We start from the raw sequence: 15,761 nt of genomic DNA on the forward strand, positions 1-15,761 counted from the left end.
GTGGTCGGCGGCGCCGACGGGGAGCCACGACGCAGCCACAGCACCCCGGTGCCGGCCAGCCACGCCGTGGGTGCCGGCGACGCGTACCTGGCGGCGATGACGTTGGCCCTGGCCGCCGACGCGCCGCTGCCCACCGCCGCCCAACTCGCCCAGCTGGCGGCCACCATCACCGTCTCGGACACGGGCACCTGCGTGTGCCGACGCGACGACCTGCTCGCCGCGCTCGACCAGCCGACCGACACCACGGGCCACCCCGCGCTGGTCGGTGGGGACGAGTTGGACACGATCGTCGCCGAACACCGCGAGGCGGGACGGTCGATCGTCTTCACCAACGGCTGCTTCGACGTGCTGCACCGCGGGCACGTGCGCTACCTGGAGCAGGCCCGCGCGTTGGGTGACCTGCTCATCGTGGCGGTCAACTCCGACGGCAGCGTACGACGGCTGAAGGGCCCGGCCCGGCCGGTCAACCCGGTCGAGGACCGGGGTGCCCTGCTCGCCGCGCTCGCCTGCGTGGACCACGTGGTGGTCTTCGAGGAGGACTCACCAGCCGCGCTGATCGAGGCGGTCCGACCGGACGTGTACGTCAAGGGCGGCGACTATCCGCCGGAGCTGGTGCCGGAGGCACCGTTGGTGCGCCGGCTGGGCGGCCAGGTGCGCACCCTCGGGTACGTGCCGGACCGGTCCACCTCCGCGATCATCGAGCGGATCCGGTCGCACAGCCAGGACCTGTCGCCGCACGTCGACGACCGGGAGCCGGACCCGTCGCTGCGCACCCACACCCAGGCGTCGTGAACCGCCCTCTCGACCTCGGCACCCCGGCGGCGTTCCGGGCGGACCGGCTGCTCGACGTGCTGATTCCGACCCGGAACCGGCCCACCGAGCTGGCCGTCACGCTGAGCGGGCTCGTCGCCCAGGACGGGCTGCCCGGCTTCGGCGTGGTCGTCAGCGATCAGTCCGACGGGGACCCGGCGTACGCGCACCCCGCCGCGGCCACCATGGTCCGGGCGCTGCGCCACCGGGGTCACCCGGTGCTGCTGACCCGCCGGCTGCCACGGCGGGGGTTGGCCGAACACCGGGCGTACCTGCTCGCCGCCTCGGCCGCCCGGTACGTCCTCAACCTCGACGACGACATCTGGCTGGCACCGGGTGCGCTGCACCGACTGGTCACCGCGATCGGCGAGCTGGGCTGCGGGTTCGTCGGCAACGGTGTGCACGGGCTGTCGTACACCGATGACGTGCGGCCGGAGACGCACGGCCTCTACGAGGAGTGGGCCGGCCCGCCCACACCGGAGCGGATCCGACCCGACACCCCGCAGTGGAACCGGGCCCGGATCCACTCCGCCGCGAACCTGCTGCACATCACCGAGCAGTTGGCGCTGCCGCCGGGGGCGTGGCGGGCCTACAAGGTCTCCTGGATCGGCGGGTGCGTGCTCTACGACCGGGCCAAGCTCGTCGACGCCGGCGGCTTCGACTTCTGGCGTCGGGTGCAGGAGAAGCACCAGGGCGAGGACGTGGCCGCGCAGCTCGCCGTGATGTCCCGCTACGGCGGCGCGGGCATCCTGCCCAGCGGCGCGTACCACCTGGAGTCCCCCACCACCGTCACCGACCGGGACGTGGAGGCGTGGGAGGTCGTCCTCGCCGACGAGGACACCCCGCAGTTGGCGTGACCTACCGGCCGAGCACCTCCCGGGCGGCCTCCAGCACCTCGATCACCGGGACGTCGGTCACGAACGAGTCCCGGTGCGGGCACTCACCGTCGCCCGGCCGGTGCGGGTAGATGCCCGGTGTGCAGTCGATCCCGCAGACCGGGCAGTGCACAGTCCACGAGCTGATCGGCCGGTGCCGGCCCCGCAGCGGGCTCGCCCCGTTGATCAGGTTGCCGACCCAGAAGATCCCCACCGTGGGAGCGCCCACCGCGGCGGCCAGGTGCAGCGGGCCGGTGTCGTTCGAGACGACCACCGCGCAGTCGGCGTAGCAACCCACCAGCCCACCGAGGCTGAGCGTGCCCACCTGCGGGCGCACCGGCACCTGCGCCGCGGCGACGACCCGGTCCACCACCTCCTGCTCGGACGGGGTGCCGGTGACCAGCACCTCGTAGCCGTCCGCGTGCAGCGCACGGGCCACCTCGGCGAAGCGCTCGGCGGGCCAGCGGCGGCGGGTGTCGGTGGCACCCGGATGCAGCGCCACCCGCTGACGATCGACCGGGCCCAGCACCCGGGCGGCCTCGGCCCGGTCGGCGTCGGTCACCGCGAGCCTCGGCGTGACAGTCGTGGCTGGCGCTCCCGCCAGCGCCACCACCTCCAGGTAGCGGATCACCTCGTGCTGGTAGTAGACGTAGCGGAGCCACCGGTCCAGCGGCGGCGCGTCCTCGGTGCGCAGGCCGACGGTCAACCGGGCACCGAGCCGACTGATCAGCGGGTTGGAGTTGGCGCCCCCGCCGTGGATCTGCACCGCCAGGTCGAACTCCGCACCGGCGGCAGCGGCCAGGAAGTCGTCCCTCGACGACTCCGGCTCGCCCGGCTCCGCCGTACGGATGCCGGGCGCCGCCGGCACCACCAGCACCCGGTCCACCGGGCCGGGCCGGTCGCGCCAGAGCTTCGCGTGCCACGGCGCGCCGAGCAACACGATCTCCGCCGAGGGGTACGCGGCGCGCAACGCGTCCAGCGCCGGCAGGGCGAAGATGAAGTCGCCGAGCGCGTTGGCGCGCAGCACGGCGATCCGCCGCACGTCGGGAAGGCGCTCGGCGGTCGGGCCGAGCACGGGAGGGCTGACCACGCGGCCCGCTACGGCCGGTCGATCTCGTCAGCGGTGTCCGGGCGGTGCAGCTCCCGGTCCGCGGCGGGGTCGGCCGGCATCGGCGTACCCGGCAGGAGGTCGCCGGAGCGCGGCCCGGTGCGACCGACAGTGATGGTGCGCGGCGCGGGCCGGGTCGCCCGAGGCAGCCGAACCCGCAGCAGACCGTGGTCCATCACCGCGTCGATGGCATCCGGGTCGACCCGCGCCGGCAGGTTGACCCGGTACTCGAAGCCGCGCGTCTCGAAACCGCCCGGGATGCCCTGGTCGGCGTTGACCTCCGCCTCCGAGCGGGCCCGTACGCACAACTCGCGGTCGTCCAACTCGACGGCCACCTCCTCCGGCGCCACCCCGGGCAGCCGGACGACGACCTCCCAGCCGTCCGAGGTCTCGGTCAACTCGACGTCGGACGCCCCGGCGCGACCACCGACCAGGCGGCTCAACTCGGCGCGCAGCGACTGCAGCTCCCCCATCGGGTCCCAGCCCTGCTGCCGTCCGCCCCGCCATCCCCGACCGAAGCCGCCGAACTGCTGTTCACTCATCACACCTCTCCGATCCGCTGGGTGGCCGCCGGCGGCCGCAGCGAGCTGGACGCGTCCAGGCCGGCGTCGCTGTCGACGCCAACACCGAGCCGGTCGACCAGCTCACCACCGAGCCACGCACTGATGCCGAGGATCGCCAGCGCGACCACCTCGACGACGAGCAACGCGCCGCCAGCGGCGCGGGAATCGGCGTTGAGCCGGACCACCCAGATCGCCGCGAAGAGCAGGATCACCGCGACGTTGGCGCCAGCGTGCAGCAGACCCACCCGCTTGGCGCGGGTGCCGGTCGGGATCGCCAGCAGGTCGAACGAGCCGGCCGCCGCGGCGAGCAGGCCGCCGATCAGACCGACGGTGATGTTCCAGTACGCGACCTCGCCGAGGAAGTCGGGACCACCGACGGTGTCCACCACATCGAAGAGCACCGCCGTGGCCAGCAGCGCGACCGGAAACATGACCAGCATCGGGTGGACCGGGTGGCCCAGCACCTTGAGTCGGCTCTCCATCTCCCGGCCTCCACTGATCGGCTGCACTGCGCGACGCTCTCGTACGGCGGGCCGTACCCAACGCTGTCCGGCGCAAACCTCGCGCTGGTCACGGCGGCCTAGGCTGACGAATGGTGGTACCCGCCACCGGCTCAACGGTCGAGGGAGGATCGACGTGACGGTGGAGATCACCACTCATGAGGAGTTGCGCGAGCTGCTCGGCGTGCCGCACCCACGGGCCGCCAGCAAGGACCGCCCCCGCCTGCACCAACGGGACCGCGAGTGGCTGGGCGCCTCGCCGTTCTGTCTGATGGCCACTGCCGGCGCGGACGGCACCTGCGACGTCTCACCCAAGGGCGACCCGGCCGGGTTCGCCCTGGTGCTGGACGACACGACCATCGCGCTGCCGGAGCGGCCCGGCAACCGGCGGGCCGACGGCTACCGCAACATCCTCGACAACCCGCACATCGGGTTGCTCTTCCTGATCCCCGGCCGGACCGACACGCTGCGGAGCATCGGGCGGGGCCGCCGGGTCAGCGACGCGCCCTGGTTCGACGACATGGTGGTCAAGGGGCACCGGCCGGTGCTCGCCGTGGTGGTGGAGATCGAGCAGATCTTCTACCACTGCGCGAAGGCGTTCCTGCGGTCCGAGCTGTGGCGGCCGGAGACCTGGCAGCCCGAGGTGTTGCCGTCCCGCGCCCGCCTGATCAAGGAGGTCGAGGCACCGGCGGAGACCCTGGAGGACCTGGAGCGGCACTACGGCCCGGAGTACGCCACGAAAATCTACGTCTGATCCCGCCGCCGACCTGGACCTGCTGGGGAACACGCCCGCCGTCAGGCCGGGTGGTCCCGGCCGGATACGGCGGATCCTGCACCCCGCCACGCCATCGGAAGAAGGCGTTGGCGGGTGGGAGTGCCAGCAGGACGAGGGCGATCAGGAGTGCGGGCGACGCCACGAACCCCGCCGCGGTGCTGAGCGGCTCGGCCCACCCGGGCATCAGTTGAGCGGCGACCTCCTCGACCCGACTCGCGTCAGGACTCTGCGGGATATCGTCGCCGCCCGGAACGGTGAAGATGAACAGCCAACCGGCCGACACCGCCACCGTCACGCCGCCGACAACCCAGGTGACGATCCGGGTCCAGTTCCGACCGGCCAGATTGGCCAGCGCCAGCGCCAGCACGACAAGGGCGGTCAACGCCACGACCAGGCCGACACCAATGAGGAACACCATCGGCGGGGCAGCGAAGCCACTCGGCGTGCCCACCTGCTCGTGTGCCCTCAGGTAGGTGTTCTCCCGAACGGCCTCGGCCGCCACCTGCGCGAGCCGGGCGAGACCACTCAGCCCCAGCAGCACGCTGGACGCGACGACGACGCGCCGCCCTGGTCGGACCGTCGTTGCTGAAACCCCCGTAGTCATGGACGGATGCTAACCGCGCCTCAGGGCCACCTGCCGTCTCGTGCAGGCGGATCTCCCACCGGTGTGGCCGGACCGGGGCCTATTCCGACGATGACGCTCAGGCTGACCAGCCGGCCCGGTTGCCGAACGACTCCCGGGAGATCCCGGAGCCGGTCTCCGGCCACGAACCGAACCGATCGTTGTGCAGGTGCGCGAACAGGTAGCACATCCCTTCGCAGTCGGCGTCCGGCAGCGCCATCGCGGGGTTGGCGCGGACCGCCTCGTAGTACGCCCGCCCCAGGGCGACGATGAACCCTCGCGCGTAGAGGAAACCGTCGTCGGAGCCGTCGCTCACCTCGTGGATGTCCTCCCGGTCGATGTCGTGCAGCTTGCGCTCCACCACCCGGTCGAGATCGGTCAGCTCCTGCCCGGTCAGCTCGGCGGTCAGGTGCCCGAGACGGTCCAGGAACGCGTCCAGCCAGGCGTCGATGGCGTAGGCCGGCCCGTCGCCGTCGTCGTCATCGGCGGGGTCGCGGTGGATGAGGGCCTGCCGCAGCGCCAGGGGCTCGGCGCCCAACTCGGCCCAGGCCGCCTCGATGAGTGCCCACAGTCGGGCCTCGTCGGCAGGGGTGGGCAGCGTCCCGGGGGCATCGGTGGTCACGGTCACCGTCGGACCGTAACCACCACCACCGACGGTTTCAGGACTCCGAGTCGGCGGTCACCATCCACAAGTGACCATCCGGGTCCGCGAAGACGCCCGCGTACGCCCAGGGTTGCGCTGCCGTCTCGGTGATGATCTCGGCACCGGCGGTGCGCGCCCGCCCGACGAGCGCGTCCACGTCGGCCGGCGAGGCGACAACGAGGTTGAGCAGGCATTCGCTCTGACCCCTCGGGGCGACCTCGTGCCGGCCGATCACCCAGCCGAAGCCGCCGGTCGGGATGAGCATCAGCCGCAGCCCGTCGTTGACCACGAACTGCAACGGTTCGGGAATGCCGTCGTCGGCCAACTCGCCCACGGCGTCGAGGCCGAGTCCGTCGCGATAGAAGCGGTATGAGGTAGCGCGGTCCGAGATGGGAAGACTCAGGATCACCGGTGCGGAAGTCATGGACGCCTCCAAACTGTCGGTCGGGCACGGCCAGCCATCAGTGTGTAGCTCAACTAGCGTTGGCGTGGTGACCGCAGACGACTGGCTGTCGGAGACCCGCACCTCCTACGACACGGTCGCGGTCAGCTACGCGCGCCTGGTACGCGACCTGCTGGCCCAGGCACCGCACGAACGAGCCGCGCTGACGTCGTTCGCCGATCTCGTGCGGGCTGCCGGCGGCGGGCCGGTCGTCGATGTGGGCTGCGGGACGGGTCGCATCACCGCCCACCTGCACACGCTCGGCGTCGACGCCTTCGGGATCGATCTCTCGCCCGGGATGATCGAGGTGGCCCGCCGTGATCACCCTGAGCTGAGGTTCGAGGTCGGCTCGATGACCGACCTCGACCTGGCCGATGACTCGGTCGTTGGCGTGGTCGCCTGGTACTCCCTCATCCACATCCCCGACGACCAGATCGACTCCGTGTTCGCGCATTTCCGGCGGGTGATCCGCCCCGGTGGCCCCCTGCTGCTCGGGTTCCACGTGGGCGACGAGACGACCCTCAAGACGGAGGGCTACGGCGGCCACCCGATGAACGTGCACGTCCATCGTCGGCAGCCAGCCCAGGTAGCGGCCTGGCTACGTCAGCACGGGTTCACCGTCGACTCGCAGACCACCGTCACCTCGGCGGAGAGCCGACTCGGCGGAACCATCGTCGGCCGACGGGAACCCTGAGCACCGCACCCGTTGTCGATCCACAGTCACCACTGTTAGCCTCAACTGCGTACAGCGTTAGCAGTATTCCACCGAATGAGGCGACTGATGACGGACGACGCGCGGCCTGTCTGGGTGCTCGGTGGCGGTGGAGTAGCTGGCATCGCCTGGGAGGTCGGCATCCTCGCCGGGCTTGCCGACGAGGGGGTGACCGTGACCCCGGAGGCAGTCCTCATCGGCACCAGCTCCGGTGCCGTCGTGGGTGCCCAGATCGCCAGCGGCACCCCCCTGGCGGAACTCTTCGAGCGACAGCGCGGCGGCGTCGCCCACGAGACCTCACCCGCCCTGCGCCTGCTCGACCTGCTTCGGCTCGCCCGGGCACAACTGTTCGCGCGCAGCCCCGAGCAGGCCGCTCGCCGCCTCGGCCGGCTCGCCCTCGCCGCACGCATCGACGACCCGTCCCGGCAGCGCCGGATAGCCGAGGCTCGACTGCCCGACCACGCCTGGCGGGACGACGCCGACCTTCGCATCGTGGCCGTCGACACCGGGACGGGCGCCAGCCGCACATTCACCAGGCACGACGGCGTACCCCTGGTGGACGCTGTCGCCGCGAGCTGCGCCATGCCGATCTCGGCCGCCCCGGTTGCCATCGGCGGCCACCGCTACATGGATGGCGGCATGCGGTCGACCCTCAACCTCGACCTCGCCCCCGGAAACGGCCCGGTCATCGCCCTCGCGCCGAGCACCGCCGCGATCGGGCCGTGGGCGCGCATCGAGAAGCAGCGAGCCGCGCTGGGCACGGGCCGCCGGGTGGAGTTGCTGCTTCGCGACCAAGCCTCCAGACGAGCGCAGGGGACCGGCGTGATGGACCGATCCGTCGTGCCCGCGCTCGTAGCCGCAGCCCGCGACCAGGGCCGACGCGAGGCGCTCCGGGTGGCCGCCGCACTCGCGGGGTCAACGCCGGGGCGAGAGACGCGAGGCTGACGCCGAGGCCTCCTCGCGACGTCGTTCGCACGGTGGCGCTTCCCCAGCAGGAGCGTGACGCCTACCGCGACCTGCGGGTGCGGCGGTGAGCCGCCCCCCGACGTGACGAGTCCTTGGAATGGGCGGCCCGCAACGCGGTGGCCAGGGCCTATGCCCTGATCGTAAGTAAGTTCCGCATTCTCCTAAATGTATCTAGGTGCCACCAAAACCCCCCTCGACCGACCAATGGGTCGAATACGCTACGACTCGCCCGCCAATAGCGGCGAGTGACTAGTAGGTAGCTCTGGGTGTATCCGAGGTGGCTCTGGAGGGGTCATGAGCAACAACCGACGGCTGCGGCGGCGGCGGCTGAACCATGCCCGGGCGGCTTCAGGGCTGAGTTCCGCCCTACTGGTAGTCGGAATGACGGGTGGGCCCGCAGCCGCAGCGCAACCGGTGGAAGCGAAGCCGTCCGCACAGGACGTACACATCGGTACGCCCGGCCCGCTTGGCCAACTCGGCGTGTGGCCCTCATCCTGGTCAACGGTCCGCCAAGACAGCGACGGGCCCGACGATTCGTGGGACCAGTACCCCGACGGGCAACCGGACTACGGTCCGCAGGGCTGGCAGAGCCCCTGGGGCGGTCACGACAAGGACAAGGACAAGGACAAGGACGACTACCCGCACGGCAAGCAAGGCCCCCAAGGCCCTCAGGGCGCTCAAGGCGACGCGGGCGCTCACGGTGCCCAGGGCGACGCAGGCGCTCAAGGCGCACAGGGATTCCAAGGCGAAGCGGGCAGCCAGGGCGCTCAAGGCAACACGGGCGCCCAAGGCGCCCAGGGCAACACAGGCGCCCAAGGTGCTCAAGGCTTCCAAGGCGCTCAGGGCGCCACCGGCGTGCCAGGCGCTCAAGGCGCTCAGGGTGACGCAGGCGCTCAAGGCGCCACCGGGGCTCAAGGCCCGCAGGGTGACGCAGGCGCACAGGGCGCACAGGGCGACTCGGGCGCCCAAGGTACTCAGGGTTTCCAAGGCGCCACCGGTGCCCAAGGCGACGCAGGCGTTCAAGGCGCTCAGGGTGATGCGGGCGCCCAAGGTGCCACCGGCGCCCAAGGCTTCCAAGGCGCGCAAGGCGATGCAGGCGCTCAAGGCGCCACCGGCCCCCAAGGCGATGCAGGGGCTCAGGGCGCCACCGGCGCTCAGGGTTCACAGGGCGCCACCGGCGCTCAAGGTGACGCGGGCGCTCAAGGCGCCACCGGTCCCCAAGGCCCACAAGGCGACGCAGGTGCCCAAGGCGCCCAAGGCGATGCAGGCGCACAGGGGGCCACCGGCCCCCAAGGCCCACAGGGAGCCGCGGGCGCACAAGGCTTCCAAGGCGCGCAAGGCGATGCAGGCGCTCAAGGCGCCACCGGCGCTCAAGGCGCGCAAGGCGATGCAGGCGCCCAAGGCGCCACCGGCCCCCAAGGCCCACAGGGCGATGCAGGCGCACAAGGCGCACAAGGCGCCACCGGCGCTCAGGGCCCACAAGGTGACACAGGCGCCCAAGGCGCCACCGGTGCCCAAGGCCCACAGGGCGACGCAGGGGCCCAAGGGGTCCAGGGCTTCCAAGGCGCCACCGGTGCCCAAGGCCCACAAGGTGACACAGGCGCTCAAGGCGCCACGGGCGCTCAAGGCCCACAGGGCGACGCAGGGGCCCAAGGGGTCCAGGGCTTCCAAGGCGCCACCGGTGCCCAAGGCCCGCAGGGCGACACGGGCGCACAAGGCGCCACCGGCGCTCAAGGTTTCCAAGGCGCCCAAGGTGCGCAGGGCACGCAGGGCGCCCAAGGCGCGCAGGGCGTGGCGGGCAACGGAATCCAGGCCGCCTACATCCAGGGTCCGCTGACCGTGATCGCAGACACCCCCGTCGATTTCGGCTGTGAGCCGGGAGATATCGCTGTCGGAACCGGATATCAGCTATCGGGTGCAGGAGTGAACCCCGTGCTCATCCAGCCACTCACGACCAGCGGCTACCAGTTCACCTTTACCGGCGGGGGCGCCGACATCTGGGTCTCCTGCATTTCACTCGCCACGCCGCTGATGTTGGGGGCTCCGTCCGAGACGTCGGACCGCGCGACGTCCAACAGTAGCGAGGCCAACCGGACGAACAGCAGGCCGAACCGCCCCGTTGTCGTCGAGGAGGAGAAATGAACATGCGTCAGATACTCGGGTCGCTCGCCTGCGGTGCGGTCCTGCTGACCGGTGTCACGGCATGCAGCGACAAGCCTGCCGAGAAGCCACAGACGAACAACGCCGGCAACACCGACAAGACGAACGGCGGCACCGAAACGCCGGCTGATCTGCTGAAGCTCGGTCTCGAGCAGGGCCAGGCCGGCGACTTCGACGCGGCGAAGGCCACCTTCGAGAAGCTGCTGGACGCCGAGGCCGACAACAAGTTCGCCTGGTTCAACCTGGGCTACATCGCCCAGTCGCGCAATCAGGCCGACGAGGCGATCAGCAACTACGACAAGGCACTGGCGGCCGACGCCAACTACAAGCCGGCCCTCTACAACAAGGCCATCGCCCTGGAAGGTAAGGCACCGACGACGGCGATGGACATCTACCGCAAGATCGTGTCGATCGACAACAAGTCGTCGACCGCCTACCTACGACTGGGCATGCTGCTGTCCCAGTCCGGTGAGGACGCGGCGGCGCGGGACGCCTTCAAGACGGCGATCCGCCTGGACAAGGGGCTCAGCTCAGCCGTGCCTGCGAAGTACCGCACGTCCCCTACCACGCGGTCCTCGACGCCGGCAGGTAGGTGATTGGCTCCATGCGCACACCTCGCGTAACGGTCTTCACGGGGAGCAACCGCACTCGCTTCATCGACGAGTGTTTCGAATCGCTCGTCGCTCAGACTTTCACCGACTGGGAATGGGTGGTCATCCTCAATCAGGGGTCGCGTTGGCGGCCCGAGAGGCATGACGATCGCATTCGGCTCATCGTCCAGGACAACCTGAACGGCGTCGGCGCTGTGAAGGGGTACGCCTGCGCCGAGGCTGCCGGCGACATCCTGGTCGAGCTGGACGACGACGATCTGCTCAGTAGCGACTGTCTGCAAGAGATCGTCGATGCCTTCGACGCGAACCCGGAGGTGGGGTTCGTCTACAGCGACACCGCGCAGATCCAGGAGGACGGCGGCCGCTCCGAGGACCGTTTCGCGAGTTCGTTCGGCTGGCGGCACTACGACGAGAAGGTGGACGGCCGCGAGGTGCTGGTCTGCCGGGCGATGCCGCCGACCCCGCACAACGTGAGCTACATCTGGTACGCGCCCAACCACGTACGGGCGTTCCGCCGGGACATCTACGAGAAGGTCGGCGGGTACGACGAGTCGCTCGACGTCGCGGACGACGCCGACCTCATGGCTCGGATGTACCAGGTGAGCGAGTTCCATCACATTCAGAAATGCCTGTACCTCCAGCGCATGCACGCCAAGAACACGCAGCGCATTCCGGATGTCAACGCCCGCATCCAGCAGCGCACGGTGGAGATCTACGACCGGAACATTCAACACAATGTGCTGGCCTGGTCGCGGCGGCAGGGACTCCTGGCACTCGACCTGGGCGCCGCCCACAACAAGCCGGAAGGGTATCTCGGTCTGGATTACCACGCCGCTTCGGGTGTCGACATCGTCTGCGACATAACGAAGGGTGTCGACCTGCCGGACAACAGCGTCGGGGTCATTCGGGCGGTGGACTTCCTGGAACACATCCCGGACAAGGTCGCGCTGTTCAACGAGTTGTACCGATTGCTCGCACCGAACGGGATGCTGTTGTCGCTGACCCCTAGCACCGACGGTCGAGGTGCCTACCAGGATCCAACGCATGTGGCCTTCTACAACGAAAACTCCTTCTGGTACTTCACGGATGCCAAATATTCTCGGTTCGTACCTGAAATCACATGCCGATTTCAGGCATCCCGGTTGGTCACGTACTTCCCGAGCGAATGGCACCAGACACACAACATCCCGTACGTCTCCGCGAATCTCATCGCTATCAAGGATGACGCCCAGCGCAACGGCGGCCTGCTGAACATATGACCATGCGACAGTCCGTGGATGGCCGGGCTGGCTTTCCACCACGTACTGTCCTCTCGTGGTTGACACTGATGAGGCGATCCAGATCGCGATGCGATTCCTGGCCGGCCGCCTCGCCGAGCGTCAGGACCTGCGCGAACCGCCGAGCGTGCAGGGTGTGACCATCGAGCAGGTGGCGACTGTGACCGGCGTGCGGCGTTGCCATGTCGTGAGTTTTGGATGGCCGTTGCGTGTGGCTGTCGATCAGGAGACGGGCGACGCGGACATGCTGCGGTAAGAGCGACCGCTGCTATGCACGGAGGAAGTGTGTGAGGTCGCCGGCGAAACGGGTCAGCTCCTCTCCCGCTTCGAGGACGAAGACCGCTCTGGCGGACCAGGCCGTGTCGTCCCAGTCGGGGCCGGGAGCCCGAAGAGTCACACCCAGCGACACGTGGCCTCGACCGTCGTGCCGAGCGTCGATCACCAGCTCGCGTTCCATCGATGTCCAGGTACGGGTGCCGCTCCAACCCTCCCAATCGGCCGCGAGCCTCTCCACGAACCCGGGCAGCGTCGTGTCCGGGGAGGCGTAGAGTCCATCGATCTTGGCGACTGTGGACGCTGTCATGTTGAGTTCGTGCAACTCCGTCGCGATCGTGTAGACGTAGCCGTCGCCGTACGGATCGTGCGGCGGATGAACAAGCCACCGCTGGTCGCCAGACCTCTCAAGGACGAACGGTTCGCTCATAGACGGTCTCTGAGGAACCACGAAACCCGGTGCGCCGAGGGCATCGGCAGTGGCTCGTCGTATGAGTACACCTCAAGGTCCGCCAATTGGCCCTCCTGAACGAACAGCAAGATGCCGCCAACCGTCTTGCCTTGATCGTCGACCACGATGCCTTCGGCTGGTACCGGACTCGTCGCATCGGAGGCCGGTGGGTGTCGGCCTTGCGGCCAAAGCCAGATAGTGCCGCAGCCACAGCCACAACCCGGCTGAGCCAGGACGTTCCGCGACTGCATCCGGAGTTCGCTCGCGCCGGGGAAGTCCTGCGACAGCAACGCATGCAGGACCGCGGCCTCCTCTGGTGACAGCGGACGGGGATCTGGTCGATCTGGACCCACGGGCGTAAGACTACGGCGGTATCGCTCACAAGCTCTGTGCCGAAAGCCGGTGTGCAACGATGATCGGCATGCCGACTCCACGAAAGGGCAATGCCGCGTAGGCGCCCCGCGCAACTGCGTGCCGACTTCATCTACCGGCGACCTCTTGACGGGTCAACCTCGGTGATCCCTGGACTCTCGGCCCGGGGCTTGAAGGTCATCGCCTCCCTCGAACGCACGCGACTCTGGAACCAGGCCGTGTCTGATGCACTACGCACCTGGTCATGGTTTGTGCGCCACCCATGGCATCGCTTGTGGGACGAGAGCGCCGGCTGCGGGGTGATGGAGTGCTGTCCGAACCCGCCCGAACTGCGCTGGGTCCTGGACGTCGCCGTTGCGGTCCTGCCGCCGACCGATGCCCGAAACCTCCGTAGGCAGATCGCAGCCCTCGACGAGCAGTGGTGACAGCCGTAAGGCATCGCCGCCAGGCCGGGTGCCTCCGACCCGTCGTTCATGGCCCCGACTGCGTCCGCGTCGTCACAGAGCTCCTCGATCACTCTCAGATCAACGTCACTCTCGGTGGCCCCGAGGTTGATCGGGAAGCTGATGCCCGGCTGGAGGGAGGGGGTGCTGTGGTCCGGTGAGCAGGTTGAGTGGTCGACCTTAGAAACGGCAGAAGCCCAGGCCGATGACCTGGGCTTCCGTACCGAGCCGCCTGACGGAATCGAACCGTCGACCTACGCATTACGAGTGCGTCGCTCTAGCCGACTGAGCTAAGGCGGCAACGATCAGCAAGTGTACGGCACCCCTGCGGCAGCGACCGAATCGGATACCCCCGGCGCATCCGCCAGCACCAACCGGACATCGGCCGCCATCTGGACGTTTACCGGACAGCGGATGATCGGACTCGGCACTACGCTGCGGCGGGTGAGCGACGAACGCGACGATTCCCCCCGCCCGGAGCGTCCCGACCGCCCGCCGGCCGGTGAACGCGCCGCCCACCGGCCGCGCAGCACCGACCCGCTGGAGTTGGGCTTCACACCCCGCAAGCCGGTGCCGTGGCTGGCACCGTTCCTGCTGATCAGCACCGGCATCCGGACGCTGCTGGCGGTGCTCTTCGGGGCGTACCTCGACAAGCGCGAGTTGCAGAACGCGTTCGGCGACGGCATCTTCCGCCAGGTCGGGCCGGACGGCGGGCTGTGGCTCGACTACGTGGCCGACCTGGGTGACGGCTTCAACGCCACCTACTCGGTGGCGTACCTGCTGGCGCAGCCCGAGCTGACCATCGACGGGCACCGCCTGCCCCGGGCGCAGACCCTGGTGATGGGCGGTGACCAGGTGTACCCGTCGGCGGCCTACGCCGCGTACGAGGACCGGTGCAAGGGGCCGTACCAGGCCGCGCTGCCGGTGGCGCCGGCCGAGAAGCCCACCCTCTTCGCGGTGCCGGGCAACCACGACTGGTACGACGGTCTCACCGCTTTCCTGCGGCTGTTCGTCCGTTCCCGGGACCGCAACTTCGCGGGCTGGGGCACCGGGCAGTCCCGGTCGTACTTCGCCGTGGAGTTGCCGGCCGACTGGTGGTTGCTCGGCGTGGACGACCAGTCCGGCTCGTACCTCGACGACCCGCAGCTGGCCTACTTCGACGAGGTGGCCCGGCGGCTCGGTCCCGAGTCCAAGGTGATCATCGCGGCGCCGGCGCCGACCTGGGTCAAGGCCGTCGACAACCCCACGGCGTACGACTCGATCGACTACTTCATCCGTACGATCATCGACCCGACCGGGGCGCGGGTGCGGCTGCTGCTCTCCGGCGACCTGCACCACTACGCCCGCTACTCCGGGGCGGACCGACAGCTGATCACCTGCGGTGGGGGCGGCGCGTACCTCTATCCCACCCACAAGCTGCCCGAGCGCATCGAGGTGCCACCGCGGGACACGCCGACCCGCAAGGCCAGCTCCGCCCAGCCGTACGACCTGGTGGCCCGCTACCCGGACGCCGCGCGGTCCCGTCGCTACGGGTGGGGCATCTTCCCCCGGTTGCCGCTGCGCAATCCCGGCTTCACCACCCTGCTCGGCACCCTGCACACCCTGCTGATGCTGGCCATGGCGGGTGCGACGGCGAACTGGGCCGACAGCACCGACCAGCGGCTGTTCACCGTCCCGCTGGTGGCGATGGTGCTGGTGACGGTGGTGGCGGCGGCCCTGTTCGCCAAGCCGCCGAGCGCGAGCGGCAAGCGCCACGCGCGGCACTGGATCCTCGGCGTCGGCCACGGCGTCGCGCAGGTGGCCCTGGGGGCGGCCGGCACCTGGGTCTGGTTGGCGCTGCCGTTCTACGACTGGCCGTGGCCGCTTCCGGCAGTCGCCGCGGCGGTGCTCTACGGCCCGGTGATCGGTCTGGTCGCCAGCCAGCTGGTGGCCGCGTATCTGCTGGTGGCGAGCTCGTTCGGGGTGAACGTCAACGAACTCTTCGCCGGCCAGGGCATTGAGGACTCCAAGTCGTTCCTGCGGCTGCGCATCGACCCGGACGGCACGCTGACCATCTACCCGATCGGGGTGGATCGCGTCTCCCGCGACTGGCAGGTGAACCCCGACCAGTCCCCCACCAGAAGCTGGCTGACCCCGAAGTCCCCCCTAACCCCCCACC

18 protein-coding genes and 1 tRNA gene are annotated in these 15,761 nt (G+C 69.7%); 11 read left to right on the forward strand and 8 right to left on the reverse strand.

Going from position 1 to position 15,761, the window contains the following annotated elements; genetic code table 11:
* Together rfaE2 and KBX53_RS04680 are read left to right on the forward strand one after the other, a co-directional pair.
* Positions 1-792: D-glycero-beta-D-manno-heptose 1-phosphate adenylyltransferase (gene rfaE2, locus KBX53_RS04675; RefSeq protein ID WP_247675111.1), on the forward strand; the 792-nt coding region annotated here is incomplete at its 5' end.
* Positions 789-1,667 (forward strand): glycosyltransferase family A protein, encoded by an 879-nt coding sequence (locus KBX53_RS04680; RefSeq protein WP_210857918.1) that lies wholly within the window; start codon positions 789-791, stop codon positions 1,665-1,667. The genes rfaE2 and KBX53_RS04680, both read left to right, overlap by 4 nt.
* Position 1,668: 1 nt before the next feature.
* On the opposite strand, the gene KBX53_RS04685 is transcribed toward KBX53_RS04680, so the two are convergent.
* Genes KBX53_RS04685 through KBX53_RS04695 form a run of 3 tightly spaced genes read right to left on the reverse strand, consistent with a single transcriptional unit; the run spans position 1,669 to position 3,838 of the window.
* Positions 1,669-2,775 (reverse strand): glycosyltransferase family 9 protein, encoded by a 1,107-nt coding sequence (locus KBX53_RS04685; protein WP_210857919.1) that lies wholly within the window; start codon positions 2,773-2,775, stop codon positions 1,669-1,671.
* Positions 2,776-2,783: 8 nt separating this feature from the next.
* On the reverse strand, positions 2,784-3,335 hold the full coding sequence (locus tag KBX53_RS04690) for an Hsp20/alpha crystallin family protein (protein ID WP_030334267.1): 552 nt from the start codon (positions 3,333-3,335) through the stop codon (positions 2,784-2,786).
* Positions 3,335-3,838, reverse strand: a complete 504-nt coding sequence (locus tag KBX53_RS04695) for a DUF2231 domain-containing protein (RefSeq protein ID WP_030334266.1) — start codon at positions 3,836-3,838, stop codon at positions 3,335-3,337. The genes KBX53_RS04690 and KBX53_RS04695 overlap by 1 nt, the downstream gene beginning before the upstream one ends.
* A 154-nt stretch (positions 3,839-3,992) precedes the next feature.
* Here KBX53_RS04695 and KBX53_RS04700 point away from each other — a divergent pair, with 154 nt between their 5' ends.
* Positions 3,993-4,610 (forward strand): pyridoxamine 5'-phosphate oxidase family protein, encoded by a 618-nt coding sequence (locus tag KBX53_RS04700; protein ID WP_210857920.1) that lies wholly within the window; start codon positions 3,993-3,995, stop codon positions 4,608-4,610.
* Here KBX53_RS04700 and KBX53_RS04705 read toward each other — a convergent pair.
* From KBX53_RS04705 to KBX53_RS04715, 3 genes are all read right to left on the reverse strand, one after another.
* A complete protein-coding gene (locus KBX53_RS04705) occupies positions 4,525-5,235 on the reverse strand; it encodes a hypothetical protein (RefSeq protein WP_210857921.1) in 711 nt (236 codons plus the stop codon). The genes KBX53_RS04700 and KBX53_RS04705 overlap by 86 nt on opposite strands.
* 97 nt (positions 5,236-5,332) lie before the next feature.
* Positions 5,333-5,881, reverse strand: a complete 549-nt coding sequence (locus KBX53_RS04710) for a DUF4240 domain-containing protein (RefSeq protein WP_307857760.1) — start codon at positions 5,879-5,881, stop codon at positions 5,333-5,335.
* Between the two features lie 31 nt (positions 5,882-5,912).
* The gene (locus KBX53_RS04715) at positions 5,913-6,320 is read right to left on the reverse strand and encodes a VOC family protein (RefSeq protein WP_210857922.1); all 408 of its coding nucleotides are present in this window, start codon (positions 6,318-6,320) and stop codon (positions 5,913-5,915) included.
* A 67-nt stretch (positions 6,321-6,387) separates the two neighbouring features.
* Here KBX53_RS04715 and KBX53_RS04720 point away from each other — a divergent pair, with 67 nt between their 5' ends.
* From KBX53_RS04720 to KBX53_RS04745, 7 genes are all read left to right on the forward strand, one after another.
* Entirely contained in the window at positions 6,388-7,032 is a 645-nt protein-coding gene (locus tag KBX53_RS04720; protein ID WP_307857761.1) for a class I SAM-dependent methyltransferase, read from the forward strand.
* Between the two features lie 87 nt (positions 7,033-7,119).
* Entirely contained in the window at positions 7,120-7,995 is an 876-nt protein-coding gene (locus KBX53_RS04725) for a patatin-like phospholipase family protein (RefSeq protein WP_210857924.1), read from the forward strand.
* 1,018 nt (positions 7,996-9,013) lie between these two features.
* Positions 9,014-9,853 (forward strand): hypothetical protein, encoded by an 840-nt coding sequence (locus KBX53_RS36160; protein ID WP_247675112.1) that lies wholly within the window; start codon positions 9,014-9,016, stop codon positions 9,851-9,853.
* Positions 9,808-10,158, forward strand: a complete 351-nt coding sequence (locus KBX53_RS36165) for a hypothetical protein (RefSeq protein WP_245233679.1) — start codon at positions 9,808-9,810, stop codon at positions 10,156-10,158. Before KBX53_RS36160 ends, KBX53_RS36165 begins: the two co-directional genes overlap by 46 nt.
* Before the next feature lie 2 nt (positions 10,159-10,160).
* Positions 10,161-10,772, forward strand: a complete 612-nt coding sequence (locus KBX53_RS04735; RefSeq protein ID WP_210857926.1) for a tetratricopeptide repeat protein — start codon at positions 10,161-10,163, stop codon at positions 10,770-10,772.
* 8 nt (positions 10,773-10,780) lie between these two features.
* Positions 10,781-12,046 (forward strand): glycosyltransferase, encoded by a 1,266-nt coding sequence (locus KBX53_RS04740; RefSeq protein ID WP_210857927.1) that lies wholly within the window; start codon positions 10,781-10,783, stop codon positions 12,044-12,046.
* Between the two features lie 55 nt (positions 12,047-12,101).
* A complete protein-coding gene (locus KBX53_RS04745) occupies positions 12,102-12,320 on the forward strand; it encodes a hypothetical protein (RefSeq protein ID WP_210857928.1) in 219 nt (72 codons plus the stop codon).
* A gap of 12 nt (positions 12,321-12,332) precedes the next feature.
* Here KBX53_RS04745 and KBX53_RS04750 read toward each other — a convergent pair whose 3' ends face one another.
* Complete coding sequence (locus KBX53_RS04750) at positions 12,333-12,767, reverse strand: DUF6228 family protein (RefSeq protein WP_051708647.1); 435 nt, start codon at positions 12,765-12,767, stop codon at positions 12,333-12,335.
* 1,062 nt (positions 12,768-13,829) lie between these two features.
* Positions 13,830-13,903 (reverse strand) — tRNA-Thr (locus tag KBX53_RS04755).
* Positions 13,904-14,047: 144 nt separating this feature from the next.
* Between KBX53_RS04755 and KBX53_RS04760 the strand changes: the two genes are divergently transcribed.
* The coding region (locus tag KBX53_RS04760; RefSeq protein ID WP_309140711.1) for a metallophosphoesterase at positions 14,048-15,761 on the forward strand (1,714 nt) is incomplete at its 3' end.

It is taken from the genome of Micromonospora sp. M51, assembly GCF_018070305.1.
GTDB lineage: Bacteria > Actinomycetota > Actinomycetes > Mycobacteriales > Micromonosporaceae > Micromonospora > Micromonospora parva.